Source organism: Candidatus Mikella endobia (genome assembly GCF_900048045.1).
Classification (GTDB): domain Bacteria; phylum Pseudomonadota; class Gammaproteobacteria; order Enterobacterales; family Enterobacteriaceae; genus Mikella; species Mikella endobia.
Genome location: NZ_LN999831.1, coordinates 298,186 through 318,414, shown reverse-complemented (window position 1 = coordinate 318,414; position 20,229 = coordinate 298,186). Strand labels below are relative to the sequence as shown.

Genomic DNA, 20,229 nt, shown 5'->3' with positions numbered 1-20,229 from the left:
AATCAAATAAAATATGAATTATACAATATAAATTAACATTTTATTGAATTTCAAGAAAAGATAATTAATCTTTCTTATTAGATTAGAATATTCTACTAAAAATCATTGTGATTTGTTATAATTGGTATCATTGAATAAGCGGAATATTTAATTCTTGAGCCTTGAAAAATTCAAAATTACTTTATTTTTAACTATAAAATACTGTTGCTTATCCTAACTACTAGCGAATCCCTAAATAATGTTTAAAAATAACTTGTCAAAACAAGAGTTTTACCCGCTAAAATATTCTCACTTCTTTTTACAGTGTTCTAGATAGGCTGGCTTAGATTTATAACATCTGATACCAATGGGCGGACTTAATAAATCTTGAATAACATTCAGATTATAACTTTTTGTAAAAAAATTATATACATTTGTTGCTACAACTGGGCCAATATTTGATATTGCTTTCAACGATTTAATATCTGCAGTGATCAAAATATCTAGTGTGTTATAACTAGCAGCTATGTTTACAGCAGTTGCATATCCTACTTCACAGATCCCTAAGGCATACAAAAAACGTGCTAAAGTAGTTTTTTTAGATTTTTTTAATGAATGTAACAATTTATTTGCTAATATTGGTCCGATTCTTTCTAAATTCATTAAAATATCTGCATTTAATCTGAATAAATCAGCTGGATTGGTTACTAAATTACTATTTACTAGTTGATTAATAATCTTATCTCCTATTCCGTCAATATTCATCGCTAGACGCGAAACGAAACGTTTAATTGCTTCTTTACGTTGCGCAGCACATACTAAACCAGCTGGACAACGCAACATAATATTACTGTGCTCTAATTTAGAACAACATATCGGACATTGGGATGGAAATACTATCTGTAATGCATTTTCAGGCCGCTTAGAAGAAACTATTCCAATAATCTGTGGTATAACATTACCAGAGCGACGAACAATAACTGTATCACCAATCATAATTCCTAATCGTTTAACTTCATTAATATTATGTAGAGTAGCGTTACTAACTATAGCACCAGAAACTAATATTGGATTAAGCCTGGCTACTGGAGTAATTATTCCTGTACGACCTACTTGAAATTCTACTTTTTTTATTTGAGTTAATTGTTCTTGAGCCGGCAATTTATATGCTATAGCCCAACGAGGAGCGCGGGTAATAAAACCTAAATGATGCTGTAGTCTCAAAGAATCAACTTTAATTACTACACCGTCAATATCAAATCCAAATGATGATCGGTTGTTATTAACTTTTTGATAAAAATCTAACACTTCAGTACTTCCAGTACAGCGACTACTGTAAGTACTAATCGGGATGCCCCAATTTTTAAATTGTTGCAGCTGCTCCCAATGGCTATCTGATAAAACGTTGGGTGTTACTAAACCCACTCCATAACAGTAAAACATCAAAGGTCTACAAGCAGTAATTGCTGGATCTAACTGACGTAAAGATCCTGCCGCAGCATTACGAGGATTAGCAAATAATTTATTTCCTTCTTTTTTAGATCTAGTATTTAATTGCATGAATCCTGTTTTTGACATGAATACTTCACCACGTATTTCTATTAATCGTGGCAAATTATCGTCATTTTTCAAACGAAGAGGAATAGTACTGATAGTACGTATATTGGCAGTAATATTCTCTCCAGTATTACCGTCACCCCGAGTAGCAGCTCGCACCAGCACGCCTCTATTATATAGAATGCTGACTGCTAAACCATCTAGCTTTAATTCACAACAATATACAATATCATTATTAGATTTTAATCTGTTACGTAATCGCTGATCAAATATCATAAAACCAGATTTATCAAAAATATTATCTAACGATAACATAGGTACTTTATGACGTACCTGGAAAAATTTATTTTGTACTTTTCCTCCAACTCGCTGGCTTGGAGAATCAACAGTCAATAAATCTGGTCTTTTAGACTCTAAAAGACGAAGCTCTGCCATAACTAAATCATATTCTATATCTGGTACTTCAGGAGAATTTTTTAAGTAATAAAGATATTCCCAATATTGTAGTTTTTCACGCAGATTAATAATCTGTTGTTCTATTTGTTCCATAATTTTATCAGTTTATAGCTAACAAACATACATTCACATTGTTATTTGAATAGATCAAATTGATATCTATCTATAGAATTTATAAATTTTAAATTCGTAATATTGGATACTGAATTCTTCAATTCATATTTTGCTATATATGTATCATGTACTTACAGATATTAAAATAAAATGAAAAGTCAACTATTACTAGTTAAACGGGATAACTAATACCGCTTACTTACACACACATTTAACTTATAACTAAATTAGTTTCATACTACTATTTATTGGTTAGATTGAATAAAATCAATAGCTTCCTGAACAGTAGTAATTTTCTCAGCTTCTTCGTCCGTAATTTCAATATCAAATTCTTCTTCTAATGCCATTATCAGTTCTATTGTGTCCAGAGAATCCGCTCCTAAATCATCAACAAAAGATGCGCTATTCACTACTTTTTCTTTCTTTACTTCTAACTGCTCAGCAATAATTTCTTTAACATGATCTGCGATAGTGCTCATATTTTTCCTATCTAAAATCGTTTACGCTATAATTTTTAATATCTATAAAATAGAGAATTTAAAAGATGTAACTTAATTTAGGTTATTAAAAATATTATTTGATAAATTTTAACATATATAATAATTATTACCAGTTATAGTAACAATAATGTTGATAATTTTTATTTGATGACTACGGCATATACATGCCTCCATTGACATGGATTGTCTCTCCAGTAATATATTCTGCTTCATCAGAAGCCAAAAAAGTAACCGCATTAGCAATTTCTTTTGGATATCCCAAACGATTTACTGGAATCTGGGATAAAATTCCTGAAAGTTTCTTATTAGTAAATTTTTTAGTCATATCAGTATCAATAAATCCTGGTGCGACTACATTTACTGTAATGCCTCTTGAAGCAACTTCACGAGCCAGAGATTTACTAAAACCAATTAATCCTGCTTTAGCAGCAGCATAATTTCCCTGTCCAACATTACCTACAGAGCCAACAACAGAACCTATAGTAATAATTCTACCATAGTTTTTTTTTATCATAGTTTTTATTACTGCTTTTGACATACGAAATACAGACGTCAAATTAGTATCAATAAGATACTGCCATTCATTTTCTTTCATACACATTAATAAATTATCATGAGTAATACCTGCATTATTTATTAAAATATCTGCATCTCCAAATTCAGCTCGCATATTTTCTAAAAATTGTTTAATAACAGTATTATTAGAAATATCTAATTCCATTCCTTTACCGCTATTGCCTAAATAATCGCTAACAACAGCAACGCTAATTTTATTAGTAGCAGTACCAATCACTGTTGCACCATTATTTACAAATTTTTCTGCTATTGCACGACCAATACCGCGGCTAGCACCGGTTACCAGTACCACTTTACCTTTAAAATTCATCTATAAACCTAAAATTAATAGTTAATCACTAGTTACCAATAATAAAATTATTTATTGTAGTGACGATAGATATCTTCTAATATTTTTAAATCCAGTAAGAACTTTACCGGGACCTACTTCTAGTAAGTACTTGATATTTTTAGTTTCCAAGTATTCTACAATTTCTGTCCAACGTACTGGGTTATAAAGCTGACGTACCAGTGCCTTGCGAATAGCAGCAGGCTCTTTCTCAATACATACATTAACATTATTAATTACTGGGATACGTGGTACAGAAAAAGTTATCAATTCTAGTGCTTCAGCTAATTTTTCTGCAGCTGGTTTCATCAAATAGCAATGAGAAGGAATACTTATAGGTAGTCTTTGCGCAATTTTTGCTCCAGCTTTCTTACAAGCAATGCTTGCCAGTTCTACAGCTTCTTTATGACCAGCTATAATAACTTGACCAGAAGAATTAAAATTTACCGGTAAAACTACTTGATTCGATGCAATATTTTTACAAATATCAGCGATAGAGTCGTTATTTAATCCTATGATAGCAGACATAGCACCACATCCTGGTGGTACTGCTTCTTGCATAAGCTGACCACGTAGTGCTACTAGTTTCATGGCTATCTTGAAATTAAGACTACCAGAGCATACTAATGCCGAGTATTCACCTAAACTATGGCCTGCTAGTAGTACTGGCAAACGTCCGTTGTTTTGTTGCCACACACGCCAAATAGCTACTGATGCAGCTAACAATGCTGGCTGAGTATAACAAGTTTGGTTTAATTCTGCAGCTGGACCGTGCTGCACACACTGCCATAAATTATATCCTAGAATAGCAGATGCCTCATCAAAAGTATTTTTTACTACCGTATTGACGGCTGCTAGTTGAGCCAACATACCTACCTTTTGAGATCCTTGTCCTGGAAATATCATGGCAAAAACAGTCATTATTATTAATCCTATAATCAAACAACCATCAAATACCTAAAATATTATTTTAGATATTTATTTTCTACTACAATAATTTACAGTAATAACTTGCATTAAACTGAAATAAAATAGTAATCAGTCTAGATTTTTAGCTGTTCATTAACGCTATACTACTAGTTTAGTTACTGCTTAAAAATTTCCATATATAAGTAGCAACTATACTATAAGGGGAGGGGACAATTGATGCATCAATAACTAAATATAATAGCCGTGTGCAAATGTGTAGAAATTTTACTCAGTATAGATGAATAGTATGGTATGTCCAAATACTACAACATTAACACCATCTCAAAATAGAATTCATGTACTTCAAAATAGTTAATATCTTGAAATAGACCACAATGACTCAACTAGACTTTTTTAATATTATCTGTCACTTTAACGTATTAGCAAACCAGTAGCTAATTAATATTAGTACGTTGAATTTTACAAAATAAACTTGTCAAGGTATTCTTTACGAGAATAATCATTCATGTTCACTTTTTTTGGGGGTGAATACCAACAGATAGATACAAATGGTAGCACTTTAAAAACCATCAGCACTTGCGATACGACACTCACTATGTGATAGTATTTTTGTTTGAATAACAATCAAATTATTAAAAATATTCATTATCCATATCTACAAGATCGTATCTGCTTGGGGATAGAATCCTCAGAAATACAATATGAATCATTTGAAAATAACCACAGCATATTAAAAATAAAAAAACAACATTTAATTTATATAACTTTGTTTATTATAAAATATATTTATATTACTAATAAACTAAAATAGTAAAATACTAGAAAATATAATTTTCTTTAGGAGTTTGGTATACAAAAATACTGTTGCGTACGAATTTGTTATTCGATACATAAATATCATATCCGTACTCTAATTTTAAAGTACTAAGAATTTTCTTTTAAAAAAACTAATATCTGTACTTATTCTACAGTAACTTTACAATAAAAATAAAATTATCTACATATTCACAATATATATTATTGATAAATATTATTTGTTAGATAACTTTACGACCCCGATAAAAACCTTGAGCAGTCATATGATGAAGCTGATGTATTTCACCTGAATTTTTATCTATTGTTAAAGTAGAAGTTCTTAGCGCATCATGGGAACGACGCATACCTCGTTTTGAACGAGTAGATTTATTTTGCTGTACAGCCATGAATTTTACTCCTTACATATTAGAATATAGAATAATATTTATTTAAAAAGTTTTACTAACTATTTAATTTTTATATATTAGCGATAATATATATTATTTTTAATAGAAAAACCATGCTAATTTTTAAGTAAAAATTTCAATATTTATTATGAAATTCAAGAAAAAATATTTTTCATATAAAAATTATTTTTAGATTGACTAAAACTGATAGAGTCAGTAAAATAAAAATAATTTCTTTAAAAGAGAATGTTTGTGCGGGAATAGCTCAGTGGTAGAGCACAACCTTGCCAAGGTTGGGGTCGCGAGTTCGAGCCTCGTTTCCCGCTCCAATTTTAGTGAGATTAGTACTCTAGATAGAGATTAGCGCAAGCGCATATAAGGCGCGTTGGCAGAGTGGCCATGCATCGGATTGCAAATCCGTCTACCCCGGTTCAATTCCGGGACGTGCCTCCATTTTTAACACCCGGGTGGTGAAATTGGCAGACACAAGGGATTTAAAATCCCTCAGCCTTTGGCTATACGAGTTCAACTCTCGTCCCGGGTACCATTATTATATAATCTAATATGAAATAGATTATTTGCTGTTAATATTTTTTTATTGAACTATAATTATTACTGGCAATATAAATCCTTCATCTTTTAATAAAAAGACGAAGATTATAAGTAAATAAGTTGTTATTTTTTTACTTAACTATATTTCAATACATACTACTTATAGTAAATAAGTTGTTTATTCCTTTTCATTATGAGTTTTTATATTTATTATTTATTTAAAATAATCAATTGTAGTCTATTATAACTAAAAATAATACCAAATATTATCAACAGATACATTTTATTTAAAAAATTTTTTTTAAAGTAATTTAAAATTAATAATTATCTATAATTCAAAATTAGTTTTTATAAAAATTAATATTCTATGATCTAGATTCTAGTTATCTTGAAGGTATTATTACCAGTAATTTTCAATAGTTATATGTCCCGGATTATATTTAGAATTTTTACGCATACCGCGGCTGTTATTTAACAATTGTTGTGTATCAACTATCATGTTAGGGTTTCCACATATCATTACATGACTATTTTTAGCATTTAAATTTAAATCTACTGCTAATTCTAAAGAACCATTAGCAATTAATGTAGGAATACGTCCCATTAGATATCCAGGAACTTTTTCTTGACTAATTATTATTTGTATTTGCAATTTATCGTTATAACGATGTTGTAATTTCAGCATTTGCGGTAGATAATTAAGATTATGAACAAAGCGTACCGCGTATATGAGAATAATTCTCTTAAATCTTTCAAGTTCTTTGCCATGCTCAAGAATTGATAAATAAGGTCCTATCGCTGTTCCAGTAGCTATCATCCACAAATTTTGACATGGTGGAATTTTGTTTAGTACAAATAAACCTGCTGCTTCTTTAGTTATCATTATCTGATTACCAGATTGCAATTTATGCAAAGCCTGACTTAATTTTCCATTAGGAACAGCAATTAAGTAAAATTCTAAGTTAGAATTTTGCGGTGCATTAACGTATGAATAAGCTCGCTGAATTTTATTGCCATTAATATTCATTCCTATTTTAGTAAATTGTCCCGCAGTAAAAGGATAAATTGGCGCATGTACTATTAAACTAAATAAACCATCCCTCCAATGCTTTATCTGTACTACATTACCTGTTACCCAGGTAGCCATATATATTCTCCTTATTTTATCTACAGCATATTAATTTATTTTTTTAAATATTTTATTATTTACCAGAAATTTTATTTCTATATAAAAAATATCCCAATCATAATGTTATAACTTGACTATATAAAAGGAAATATAATAAAGTTATATTAGGTGAGGTGTCCGAGTGGCTAAAGGAGCACGCCTGGAAAGTGTGTATATACTAAAAGTGTATCGAGGGTTCGAATCCCTCCCTCACCGTAATAATTGAAGACAATCATTTAGTAAATTTATTGATGAAAATCAGAAAGAATACTAACTCTTCTTATAAAGAAGAGATTCTAAAATCATAAATTACTATTTTAATTATTAAGCTAAAAAATTTTCAAATATTAAGATATTTAAAATCTATTAATATAATTAATTAAATATTAATTTAATAATTGATGTAGCATACGTCGCAGTGGTTCTGCGGCTCCCCACAATAATTGATCGCCTACAGTGAAAGCAGAAAGATATTCAGAACCTATATTTAATTTACGCAGTCTACCAATAGGAATTTTTAGTGTTCCTGTTACCGCTGATGGGGTTAATTCTTGCATAGATAATTCCCTATCATTAGGTATTATACTTACCCATTCATTATGATTGTCGAGTAAAATTTCAATTTCAGCTAACGAAATATTTTTTCTCAATTTTAAAGTAAAAGCTTGACTATGACAACGTAAAGCACCTATACGTACACATAATCCATCTATAGGTATTAATTTCTTAGTATTAAGAATTTTATTAGTTTCTGCTTGTCCTTTCCATTCTTCACGACTTTGACCACTTTCTAGTTGTTTATCAATCCATGGAATAAGACTCCCTACTAATGGTACGCCAAAATTATTTTTCATAATAATTCCACTGCGAGTTAGTTCAGTAAAGCGACGTTCTATTTCTAGAATAGAAAATACAGGATTATGTAATGGTTGAGCAATCGTATCGCACAATTGCACCATTTGTACTAATAGTTCACGTATATGACGAGCGCCACCTCCAGATGCTGCTTGATAAGTAGCAACTGAGACCCATTCCACTAAATTGTGAGCAAATAAACCACCTAGCGCCATTAACATTAGACTGACAGTGCAGTTACCACCAACAAAAGTTTTAATCCCTTTATTTAGCCCCTGTTGTATTAATGATTTATTGATAGGATCAAGTATTATAATAGTGTCATTATTCATACGTAAAGATGAAGCAGCATCAATCCAGTATCCGTGCCAACCAATTTTTCGCAATTTAGGATATATTTCTTGGGTATAATCACCACCCTGACATGTAACAATAATATCCAATTCTTTAAGAATTGAGAGGTCTTTAGAATTATGCAATTTATTCTGATAGCTATTTACCAGCGGTGCTGGTTGACCATACTGGGTGCTAGAAAAAAATACTGGTTGTATATTAGTAAAATCATTTTCTTCTATCATACGTTGCATTAATACTGAACCTACTAACCCCCGCCAACCAATAAAACCCACATTTTTCATGTTGATCCTTTTTTGAATATTTTAAGTAATTTATGTAGCTTACTTTATTATTTTAATAAAATAAGTAAATTTCTTATTTAGATGAAATTCGTTATTAATGTAATTACAACTAAAATATTAGTTATCTTGTAACTATTTTATGAATATTTAATTGTGAAAAATATTTTTCAATATTTATATTAACTTACTAATTTAGAAATATTAAAAATATAAAATTATTCAATATTGAATACAATAAATTATTAAATAACAAAATTTATAAAAGATAAATTTTAATTCAAAATTAATATTTGAAACTACTAATAATGAATTACAAAAGAACTTATTCTAGAAATTAGTAAAATATATTAATAATTAGATTAGATAAGTAATCTATTACCATTAATAAAAATATTTTTAATAAAATTATATATCTATAATTAATAATTTAATTTTAGATAAACATCATTATTTAAAACAGTGAACTTTGTTATTAACAATAAACTAATATTAATAAATCTTCTAAAAACAAGAGAAAAATATTTTGATTGCATATCGCGATATTATTTTTTCTGGGAAAGTCTTTTTATATTAGACATCAGTCCCTTATAAACAGCTAACATTAATATATTTTGCTTAAGTATCGATATTTGACACTAAAGTTGCCACCATTATAGCTTTAATTGTATGTAAACGATTTGCTGCTTGATCAAATACAACACTATGTTTAGATTCAAAAACATCATCTGTCACTTCGATACCACCAATTAAATCATACTTTTCCAGTATTTGTTTTCCTATAATGGTTTCATTATTATGAAATGCTGGCAAACAATGTAAAAATTTTACTTTTGAATTACCTGTTTGATAAAGCATAGTCATATTCACTTGATAACTACGAAGCATTTCTATTCGTTCCTTCCATACATCTTGATTTTCTCCCATTGATACCCATACATCGGTATAAATAAAGTCTACATATTTAACTCCAGCAGCTATATTTTGGGTAAGAGTAACATTACCTCCGTTTTTATGTGCTAATTTCCGGCAAGATACAATTAAATCATGATCTGGCCAACAAGTGCTAGGTGCTATAATACGTAAATCAATACCAGTTAGCGCCGCTGCTTCTAGAAGCGTATTACTTATGTTATTTCGTGCATCACCTACATAAGCAAGTTTCATTTGATTTAATTTTTTTTCTGGTAAACATTCTTGCATAGTCAGCATATCAGCTAGTAACTGAGTGGGATGAAACTCATTGGTTAGTCCGTTCCATATGGGCACACCTGCATTAAGTGCTAATTTCTCAACAATTGACTGATGATATCCGCGATACTGAATACCATCATACATACTTCCTAATATTCTAGCAGAATCCTTAATAGATTCTTTATAGCCTATATGACTTCCTCCTAAATATGTTACACGAGCACCCTGATCAAATGCTGCTACTTCAAAAGCGCAACGGGTACGAGTTGAATCTTTTTCAAAGATAAGTGCAATATTTTTACCTAATAGACGAGGTATTTCGCGTTTAGCAAATTTTTGATACTTTAATTTAGTTGCTAGAGCTAGCAATTGATTGATTTCTGCAGATGTAAAATCCATCAATCTTAAAAAATTACGTTTAAATAACGTAGTTATCATTTTATTTCCATAAATAGTCTATCAAACATATTAAATAAATACTGAACTTAATATATCTGAATGTTTAAATTCCAGCGATGAAAAAACTCTTTTTTATTTAAAATTATTATGTAAAAAACTTATCTAAATTTAATAACTAACAATAAATATATTAATAATCAATATATAAGTAACTACTTAACTATTTCAATTAGATTGACAAATTATTAGAACATAAGAATATCTCATATAAAATTAATTTATAACTAAAATAGTTACCCCAACAACTTTATTGCTGTAAAAGCAGACAAAACTAATCTAACAGCTGCTATTATTAGTTATCAGCATCTGCTGTTCTAATAATTTTAGCTTATCTTTTTGATATTTTTTTAGCTTTTCGCGTTTTTGTACTACTAATTTTTCAGGAGCGTAATTAATAAAATTTTTATTATTTAATTTAGTAATAAGAGTCTCAATTTCTATTTCAATACTCTTTGTTTCTTTCTTTAAACGTTCTAATTCTTTTGTTTTATTAATTATACCTGTCATAGGAATTAATAGTTCCGCACCTTCTATAATTTGTATTACAGAAATAGGTCCTTTATCGTTAACTGGTAATATAGTAATACTGTCAAGTTTAGCTAAATTGATTATCAAGCTTAAGTTATTCTGTACTCTTTGTACTACTGCTGAAGAAGCTTTTCGAAACAGTACTGATAATGGCTTACTTGGTGCAATATTCATATTCTTACGAATATTGCGTACCACAAAAATAGTTTTTTTTATCCACTCTATATCAGCAATGACATCATCATCAACCAGTTTAGTATCATAAGATGGAAAAGGTTGTAGCATAATAGTTGGTCCCTCTTCTCCTGTTATCAGTTTTACTCTCTGCCAGATAGTTTCAGTAATAAAAGGAATAATTGGGTGCGCTAACCGAAGCATAGTTTCTAGTACCTTAACTAAGGTATGACGAGTACCGCGTAATTCAGCATCACTACCACCGTTTATAATTGGCTTCGTTAGTTCTAAATACCATCCGCAGAACTGGTTCCAAGTAAATTCATATAAAATACTAGACGCTAAATCAAAACGATAATTATTTAAAGCATCACGGAATAACTTAATCGTCTGATTTAATTTTATTAAAATCCAACGATCAGCTAGAGAAAGAGTTTTATAACCTCCATAAAAACCACAATCTTGATCTTCAGTATTTATCAAAACAAAACGGCTAGCATTCCATAATTTATTGCAAAAATGACAATAACCTTTTAAACGATTCATATCCCAGTTAATATCACGTCCAGTAGATGCTAAAGCCATAAGAGTTAAACGTAGCGCATCGGTACCGTGCGGCTTTATTCCATTCGGAAACTGTTTTTTAGTGAGATTACTGATCTTATCTGCTAATTTAGGATTCATTAGATTTCCAGTACGTTTTTTCAATAAATCTTCTAAAGAAATTCCATCTATCATATCTAAAGGATCAATAATATTACCTTTAGATTTAGACATCTTCTGTCCTTCTTCATCTCGTATTAAACCAGTAATATAAACAGTCTTAAATGGAACTTGAGGTCTATCATTTTTATCTTTAATAAAATGCATAGTGAGCATAATCATACGTGCTATCCAGAAAAATATGATATCAAAACCACTAACAACCAAACTAGTAGGATGGAATATCCTTAAAGATTCTGTATTTTCTGGCCATCCTAAAGTAGAAAAGGTCCATAATCCTGAAGAAAACCAAGTATCTAGTACATCTTCATCCTGATATAGGATCATGTTATTTCCTAATCTATGCCTGTGACGCACTTCTGTTTCGTTTCTACCTACATAAACTTTACCTTCAATGTCGTACCAAGCAGGAATACGATGTCCCCACCATAATTGACGAGAAATACACCAATCCTTAATATCACGCATCCAACTAAAATACATATTTTCATATTGCTTGGGTATAAACTGAATATCACCCTGTGCCACTGCTTTTATCGCTACTTTTGCTAATGGCGCTGTGCGTACATACCATTGATCAGTTAACATAGGCTCAATAATTACACCGCCACGATTACTATAAGGTACTGTAAGATTATGATCTTTAACTTCGTAGATAAATCCCCGACGGTCTAATTCTGTTACTATTGCTTTACGTGCAGCAAAACGTTCTAGACCTCTAAAGGCTGCTGGAATTTTTACTGAAATAAATTTGCTAGTTTTTCCTGTTGTATCGAATACTTGAGCTTCTTGATGAAGATTTCCATCATAAGTTAAAATATTAATCATAGGTAAAGCATGACGCTTACCAACTTCATAGTCATGAAAATCATGCGCTGGAGTAATTTTTACACATCCTGTACCTTTTTTAAGATCTACATATTCATCGCCTATAATTTGAATTCTTCTGTCAATAAGCGGAATAATAACGAATTTACCTATTAAATTTTGATAGCGAGGATCTTTGGGATTGACAGCTATACTAGTATCACCAAAAAGAGTTTCTGGTCTTGTAGTTGCTACTACAATATAATTTAAACCCTCTTTAGTACATACGTTATCAGCTAATGGATAGCGTAAATGCCATATTTTACCTTTTAATTCACGATTTTCTACTTCTAAATCAGAAATAGCCGTGTGTAATTTGGGATCCCAATTTACGAGACGTTTACCACGATAAATTAAACCTTCTTGATACATACAAACGAACACTTCTTTTACTGCATTAGATATTCCATCATCCATAGTAAAACGCTCGCGTTCCCAATCTACTGAATTTCCTAAACGACGCATTTGATATGTAATAGTGCTGCTGTATTGTTCTTTCCACTGCAAAATTTTTTTATTAAAAGCATCGCGGCCGTAATCATGACAAGTTTTACCTTCTTCATCAGAAATTTTTTTTTCTACTAACATCTGTGTGGCAATGCCAGCATGATCAGTACCAACTTGCCATAAAGTATTTTTTCCCTGCATACGTTGATAACGAATTAAAGTATCCATAATTACATGTTGGAAAGCATGTCCTAGATGTAATCTGCCAGTAACATTTGGTGGTGGCATCATGATGCAGTAACTATTCTGAAGTATATTTCCTTGAGGTTTAAAATAACCATTTTGCTCCCACTGAGCATATACATGTTGTTCAATATCTTTAGGATTGTATATTTTATCCATTATATTTAAATCATTGTGTTGGCAGTGTAGCCATAGTTAATTGGAAACCAACGCTACGATAAAATCTATAACGATCACGCGCTAGTTTTTTTTAAAATTTATTATTTGGAACGAAGTATATCACTTCATTAAAAGCTAAAAAAATTCTACACATACAGGAAGTAAACTGATTAAGATATCCCGTGATATATTACAAAAACGCTTTTGCCAATAAATTTCTACTGGAACACTGTAAGGACTTTCCCCAGAGAGATTATGCGGTACAAACGCATTAATATCATTCTTCCATAGCGCTTTATCAATGTTTAAGGCTTGTGAATTATTTTCACATAATATTAATATTATCTTCCACTTGCACCATTCAATGATAGCTAAATTACATGCAAGCTGTTCTAGAATATTTAGCTCATGGTTGAAATAATAATTTTTGATATAGAAAGTGACGGGTTTCATGTTTTTCATTATTAATAATAATTATTATAATCTTAGTACCCGCTCGCTTAAAAAATAATAACAGTAAAAAAATTTTTAGATAATTTAAATAAACAGTAATACTATTTTTAGTAAATTCCCAAAATAAAAAATTATTTTCTTTTAGAAAAATATTTCATTGTAGTGTCTAGTTTAAACGTTCTTTAATACGTGCAGCTTTACCGATTCGCTTACGAAGATAGTATAGTTTAGCTTTACGAACTGCACCATAACGTTTTACTGTGATGCTATCAATAATTAAAGAGTGTGTTTGAAATACACGTTCAATTACTGATCCATGGGAAAATTTACGAACAGTAAATGCAGAATGAAGACCTCGGTTACGAATAGCAATAACGATACCCTCAAATGCCTGCAGACGTTTTTTATTTCCTTCCACAACCCATACTTTTACTTCTACTGAATCACCGGAACGAAAAGTAGGGATGTCCTGTTTCATCTGTTCTTGTTCTATTTGCTTAAGAATATTATTCATAATTAAAGATATAAATTAAATTATATGATGTTGAAAGTTAACATTCTAATTTAGAATGTATTTAATAATTAAATTGTTGATATTAATCAATATGTAATTTTATAGCATCTATCGATATTCTTGCTTAAATTCTATCAACAATTTTGATTGTTCTTCAGTTAGAATTATTTTTTCTAAAATTTCCGGTCTTTTAATCCAAGTTTGTCCTAAAGTTTGTTTTAAGCGCCATCGACGAATTTCTTTATGATTTCCTGACAGCAAAACAGACGGAACTGCCATACCATCTAATACTTTAGGACGAGTATAATGCGGACAATCTAATAAACCTTTAGCAAAAGAGTCCTCTTTTACAGAAGAATCATGTCCTAGTATACCGGGAATAAAACGGGAAATTGAATCAATTAATACCATTGCTGCTAATTCACCACCGCTGAGCACATAATCACCTATTGACCATTCTTCATCAATTTCAGTAGCAATTAAACGCTCATCAATACCTTCATAACGACCACATACTAGAATTAGTTTCGTATTAGTAGCTAGTTCATTTACACCTAAGTTATCTAGTTTACGACCCGTAGGAGATAAATAAATAACTTTTACTTTTTCACCTGCATGAATTTTTGCTTTCTGAATTGCATCTCGTAATGGCTGCACCATCATTAACATACCAGGTCCCCCGCCATAAGGACGATCATCTACAGAATGATACTTATTAGTAGTAAAATCACGGGGATTCCAACATTGCACATTCAATAAACCATTTCTTACTGCTCTTCCAGTAACTCCATAATCAGTTATCACTCGAAACATTTCAGGAAATAAGCTTATAATACCAATCCAAATCTTAATTGGTTCGTTCTTAACATTAATCTTCAAAAGATAGGATCCCAGATAACTTCAATACATTTTGCCATCAGATCAACGTTCTTAATGACTTGTATATTTAAAAACGGAATTAATATTTCTCTAATACAAAAATCATCTTGGGAATTAGATTTGACAACCAAAACTTCATTTGATCCCGTTTCTATTAAATTAACTACTTTACCCATATTATAACCATTAACATTAATTACTTGACACCCCAGGAGATCTTTCCAGTAATATTGTCCTTTTTCTAGATTGGGTAATTGTTCTGTTTCTATAAAAATTTCTAAATTAGTTAGTAATATCGCTGTTTCCCTATTTTGAATATTTATAATCCTGATTATTAGATTTTTATTATAGCTTTTCCAACTTTCTAATTGAATTTGCTGCCACTTATTATTGGCAATTTTTATAAACCATGGTTGATAATCGAAAATATTTTGGGGTTTTTGAGTAAAAGAAACCATTTTTAATTGACCACGTATTCCATACGCAGATTTTATCTTGCCAATAATTATTGGTTTCACTAGTACTGCAATATTATTGCGTAGTAGTTTATTCAACATGTTAATCATTAACAGATATTCTACTTATTTTGCATTATTAATTAACATTGATACTCTTTTAGAAATTATTGCACCATTACTAATCCAATGTTTAATACGATCTAAATCAAAACCTAAACTAACAGCTTTACCAGTAGCTATTGGATTAAAAAAACCGATACGTTCAATAAAATAACCGTCACGAGCATTACGATTATCTGTTACTACTATATGATAAAATGGGCGTTTTTTAGCGCCACCACGTGCTAAACGAATAGTTACCATAACATACTCTTTAGTTGATAAACTTAACTGTAGTTGATAAACTTACTTAAATCAGTAACCTAAATTGTTAATTAAAGTAATATAATACTACCTGTTTTATAGTCAATAGCAATCAATATAATGTTCTATTTTTTAGATAGTTAACAACTATTTAATTACAGTAATAATTATCCATTTTAGATTGGGAATCATTTTTGCTATTCCGTTAGCAGAAACTGCATCTTATAAAATTGCTTTAAGAAGTTCGTCCTTAATTTGCATGCTAGAACCGAAAGCTCTACTTATTTTTGGCGAATTTTTTATCAATTATAGATTAATACGCTCTTTTACAGTAATTTAATTTATAATTACTTCGATATGTACGATATCGATCGTTTATCTGTAATTTAATATTATCTGCATTTTGAAATTAGATAATATTATGATATATTTTGTTCATGATGCTAGAAATACCCCCTACATGAAGAATCTGTTTTCTTTTATTTAAAAAATAGAAAATATTAAAATATTTACTTATTTCAGGTTGCTGATCAATTTTTTTACACGATAGCGATCTTTATTTCTTTCAAGATCATTAATTAATGATTAAATATCGCTAAAAATATACAACTAGCTAATTTTTATGAATAAAAAGGCTCTAATCACTTTTCTCACCTACTACTAGAAATTTGATAGGTTTTCCAGTAAAATATTATACTTAAAGTACAGCTATGAGTATCGCTGTCTAATTTAGTTAAAATAATACCAGTTAATGGTAAAAACCGTTTACCACTATTAGCAGCATCCTGTCCAATAATAGCCTCGGTTTTTTATTAATTTGATAGTGGGATAGCTATAATACCATCATTTTTTATTTACGTATCTGCCAGCGGGTATCTACTAAAAGTATATCGTAAAATTAACGCTTGGCATAACTGCTACTCAATAGAGTACTATATCTACTATTTTAAAAATTTGTTGATGGCAACAGAACGAGAAACTTTAGATGATACCACAAGTATTTTGTTCTTCTTCCTCTAACGTATATCTTTTCCTATCTTACTAACAATTGTAGTTTTTCTTACTTTTAGTAATCACCATACTGCTGGTATCTATGTTTCTATATTTAAACCATTTTTTTCATTACCCATAGCATAGCGCGTATTATTTTTACTAAAATAGTATTTATATTAATACCTTGTTCAGTCTTCAAGAAATTTTTTGATTCTGAGAATAAAATTCTGGATTACTGGTAGTGGGTATTGCGTGCTATCTACACATCTTACGTACTTCTTGCTCATGTGGTCTTTGCCGCTAATATTATCTCATATGCACGAGAAACGGATAAATTATCAAACATTTTTTAAAAAACTTAATACTTTTGATAACTTATACAATTTAAATTTCTCTATAAAAATGTTATGAACAATATTATTTATCGTCAAATAACAATAAAGAATTTACAATATTTATTACTACTATATTATATATATTCTGACTAAAATAGTTTATTTATTTATAAATTTATACAATATTTATATTGTATTGCACTAACATATGAATTTAGAGAGATATTCAATAATAAAAAAAAGTAGATTTCATCTATTAGATGATTAGAAGTATCTAATTTATGTTAATATAAATAACTATATATATTGATAAAAAATATATGAACAACTATCAAGTACTTGCCCGTAAGTGGCGTCCACAAATTTTTGCTGATGTAGTAGGTCAAAAACATATTTTGATTGCTTTAGCAAACAGTCTTTTATTAGGAAGAATCCATCATGCATATTTATTATCTGGTATGCGCGGTGTTGGAAAAACCACTATTGCTCGTCTGCTAGCAAAAGGACTCAATTGTAAAATTGGAATTACAGATATGCCATGTGGTCAGTGTCAAAATTGCCGCGAAATTGCGCAATCTTGTTTCGTTGATCTAATTGAAATTGATGCTGCTTCACGTACTAAAGTTGAAGATACCCGTGAACTTATAGATAATATACAATACGTTCCAACAGTAGGTCGCTTTAAAGTATATTTAATAGATGAAGTACATATGTTGTCTCGTTATAGTTTTAACGCTCTGTTGAAAACACTAGAAGAACCTCCAGATCATGTAAAATTTTTACTAGCTACAACTGATCCTCAGAAATTGCCAGCAACTATTATTTCTAGATGTTTACAATTTCATCTCAAAGCAATCGATATAGAGCAAATACGAAGTTATTTATCAATAATTTTACAAAAAGAGAATATTGTTTTTGAGCAGCAAGCGCTCAATTTATTAGCTCGAGCCGCTGCAGGCAGCATGCGTGATGCTCTTAGTTTAACTGATCAAGCTATATCAATAGGAAAAGGAAAAATAAGTACCCATACGGTACATCTGATGTTAGGTACATTAAATACCGATCAATCTTTAAATATTCTTGAGTCATTGGCCAACGCTGATGGAAATACTATGTTGAAACAACTAGCATTATACGCCAACAACGGTATCAATTGGGAAAATTTACTAGTTAATATGCTTGATTTATTACATCGTATCGCCATAGGGCAACTATTGCCAGATCAGTTAAAATATGAAGAAAATCAAGATATAACACTCCGGTTACAGAAATTAGCTCATCGTCTTTCTCCAGATGATTTACAGTTATATTATCAAACTTTACTTATTGGAAGAAAAGAACTTCCTTTTGCTCCAACTCCTCGAATAGGAGTTGAAATAACCTTGCTACGTGCACTAGCGTTTTATCCTAATACGGTGCCCCCAACAGTTATACCAGCCAGTGCAGAAAAAAAAACATCTAAATTTAGCGCTGTTGTTGAAAACAATCTTTCTCTTGAGAGAAATAATGTAACAACATATGGATTCAATCCATATAAAAAACCATTAAAAAAAACAAATACTAACATTAACTTTTATTCTAATCAGAACAATATACCCAAAAGAATTAATAAATCTGTCGATTACGACAAGCTATTAACTAATAAGAGTTTACTTTCAGATACTATGAGATGTAGTGCTAGAGTTTCTCAACAACTAAAAAAGTTGGCAATTATACAAATATATTTTGCGCCTAAAGAATATCAATATTTTTATCGACTATCTACTGGGGAAAAACAAATAAAGGAAAATTTTATACAGATATATGCTTCCGCTACTAATAGTATCTTGGTAGCCAATAATTTTTTACCAAATGATACAACACGTATTTTAAATGCTAGAAAAGCTTTACTTAGATATCAAAAATTTCAACAAAATAAAAAAGATCAATTGATAATATCACAACAGAATAAATTTGCTAACAGTGCACTAGAAAGATTAGCTAAAATTAATAGATACAAAACGGATAAAAATAAAAAATACAAATAGAATGTAGTTTCTAACATTTATTAATTAATAAATTTCAGCTTTAAAATGGAAAGTTATGTTAAATTTACTTCTGGGAAGAGATAACAATCAGCATTGATTACAACGGTGACGCATAAAATGAAAAACCAGCGTTACTATCAAGTTATAAGAAGAGAAGATTAAGTGGTCTCTTCTACAAAAGACAGTAGAGCGTTTTTATAATATAAAATACTGATTCCCATTAATAAAAAAGTAGATAATTCCATCATTATTCACCTAAAAATTTAGTGCTACAGTTTATCATATCATTATCGCTCATCTATATTTCAAAAAGTAGCATAAACAAATATTTTAGTATTAGTAGCACTAATGTGTAATAACTACAATAAATATACAGTAATTTAAGTTTTTTATTTTACAAAATAAATATTGGCAACAAAAAGCGCTAATATTATTCTAGATTTCTATAATTGCTTTCAGTGGGATTCTTTCTAGAACATGTCCATCTTACTGAAGACTCGGAGTAAATTTGTTATTAATAATTATCTAAACATATTTTGATAAAAATAGCATTTTACTGTT

At 30.0% G+C, this 20,229-nt stretch carries 14 protein-coding genes, 4 tRNA genes and 1 pseudogene; 5 read left to right on the top strand and 14 right to left on the bottom strand.

Annotated features, from left to right (window positions below; translation table 11 throughout):
- Positions 1–288: 288 nt before the first annotated feature.
- The 5 genes from ligA to rpmF form a co-directional block, all read right to left on the bottom strand.
- A complete protein-coding gene (ligA, locus tag A4A67_RS01505) occupies positions 289–2,085 on the bottom strand; it encodes an NAD-dependent DNA ligase LigA (RefSeq protein WP_067569595.1) in 1,797 nt (598 codons plus the stop codon).
- Positions 2,086–2,351: 266 nt separating this feature from the next.
- Positions 2,352–2,585, bottom strand: coding sequence for an acyl carrier protein (gene acpP, locus A4A67_RS01500; protein ID WP_067569592.1), 234 nt, complete (start codon positions 2,583–2,585; stop codon positions 2,352–2,354).
- 172 nt (positions 2,586–2,757) lie between these two features.
- Positions 2,758–3,492, bottom strand: coding sequence for a 3-oxoacyl-ACP reductase FabG (gene fabG, locus A4A67_RS01495; RefSeq protein ID WP_067569588.1), 735 nt, complete (start codon positions 3,490–3,492; stop codon positions 2,758–2,760).
- Positions 3,493–3,543: 51 nt separating this feature from the next.
- Entirely contained in the window at positions 3,544–4,431 is an 888-nt protein-coding gene (gene fabD / locus A4A67_RS01490; RefSeq protein WP_067569585.1) for an ACP S-malonyltransferase, read from the bottom strand.
- Positions 4,432–5,477: 1,046 nt separating this feature from the next.
- The gene (gene rpmF / locus A4A67_RS01485) at positions 5,478–5,642 is read right to left on the bottom strand and encodes a 50S ribosomal protein L32 (protein ID WP_067569582.1); all 165 of its coding nucleotides are present in this window, start codon (positions 5,640–5,642) and stop codon (positions 5,478–5,480) included.
- Between the two features lie 254 nt (positions 5,643–5,896).
- Between rpmF and A4A67_RS01480 the strand changes: the two genes are divergently transcribed.
- The 3 genes from A4A67_RS01480 (at position 5,897) to A4A67_RS01470 (ending at position 6,189) form a co-directional block, all read left to right on the top strand.
- Positions 5,897–5,971: transfer RNA gene (locus tag A4A67_RS01480), tRNA-Gly, on the top strand.
- Between the two features lie 50 nt (positions 5,972–6,021).
- Positions 6,022–6,095 (top strand) — tRNA-Cys (locus A4A67_RS01475).
- Positions 6,096–6,103: 8 nt separating this feature from the next.
- Positions 6,104–6,189: transfer RNA gene (locus tag A4A67_RS01470), tRNA-Leu, on the top strand.
- Between the two features lie 405 nt (positions 6,190–6,594).
- Here the strand turns inward: A4A67_RS01470 and fpr are convergent.
- On the bottom strand, positions 6,595–7,341 hold the full coding sequence (fpr, locus tag A4A67_RS01465; protein ID WP_067569579.1) for a ferredoxin--NADP(+) reductase: 747 nt from the start codon (positions 7,339–7,341) through the stop codon (positions 6,595–6,597).
- 149 nt (positions 7,342–7,490) lie between these two features.
- Here fpr and A4A67_RS01460 point away from each other — a divergent pair.
- Positions 7,491–7,578, top strand: a tRNA-Ser gene (locus A4A67_RS01460).
- A gap of 170 nt (positions 7,579–7,748) precedes the next feature.
- Here A4A67_RS01460 and asd read toward each other — a convergent pair.
- From asd to rpsP, 8 genes and pseudogenes are all read right to left on the bottom strand, one after another.
- Positions 7,749–8,855 (bottom strand): aspartate-semialdehyde dehydrogenase, encoded by a 1,107-nt coding sequence (gene asd, locus A4A67_RS01455; RefSeq protein ID WP_067569576.1) that lies wholly within the window; start codon positions 8,853–8,855, stop codon positions 7,749–7,751.
- A gap of 615 nt (positions 8,856–9,470) precedes the next feature.
- A complete protein-coding gene (argF, locus tag A4A67_RS01450) occupies positions 9,471–10,481 on the bottom strand; it encodes an ornithine carbamoyltransferase (protein WP_102134974.1) in 1,011 nt (336 codons plus the stop codon).
- Positions 10,482–10,781: 300 nt separating this feature from the next.
- Entirely contained in the window at positions 10,782–13,646 is a 2,865-nt protein-coding gene (locus tag A4A67_RS01445; RefSeq protein ID WP_067569571.1) for a valine--tRNA ligase, read from the bottom strand.
- A gap of 10 nt (positions 13,647–13,656) precedes the next feature.
- Positions 13,657–14,099, bottom strand: a pseudogene (locus A4A67_RS01440) (DNA polymerase III subunit chi).
- A 166-nt stretch (positions 14,100–14,265) separates the two neighbouring features.
- Entirely contained in the window at positions 14,266–14,613 is a 348-nt protein-coding gene (gene rplS / locus A4A67_RS01435) for a 50S ribosomal protein L19 (protein WP_067569568.1), read from the bottom strand.
- 108 nt (positions 14,614–14,721) lie between these two features.
- Positions 14,722–15,459, bottom strand: a complete 738-nt coding sequence (trmD, locus tag A4A67_RS01430; protein ID WP_067569672.1) for a tRNA (guanosine(37)-N1)-methyltransferase TrmD — start codon at positions 15,457–15,459, stop codon at positions 14,722–14,724.
- A 29-nt stretch (positions 15,460–15,488) separates the two neighbouring features.
- Positions 15,489–16,049 carry a ribosome maturation factor RimM gene (rimM, locus tag A4A67_RS01425; protein ID WP_082797674.1) on the bottom strand — a complete coding sequence of 187 codons (561 nt, stop codon included), beginning with the start codon at positions 16,047–16,049 and terminating at the stop codon, positions 15,489–15,491.
- A 24-nt stretch (positions 16,050–16,073) separates the two neighbouring features.
- Positions 16,074–16,313 carry a 30S ribosomal protein S16 gene (gene rpsP, locus A4A67_RS01420; protein WP_067569562.1) on the bottom strand — a complete coding sequence of 80 codons (240 nt, stop codon included), beginning with the start codon at positions 16,311–16,313 and terminating at the stop codon, positions 16,074–16,076.
- 1,648 nt (positions 16,314–17,961) lie between these two features.
- Between rpsP and dnaX the strand changes: the two genes are divergently transcribed.
- A complete protein-coding gene (gene dnaX, locus A4A67_RS01650; RefSeq protein ID WP_082797668.1) occupies positions 17,962–19,668 on the top strand; it encodes a DNA polymerase III subunit gamma/tau in 1,707 nt (568 codons plus the stop codon).
- Positions 19,669–20,229: the final 561 nt, after the last annotated feature.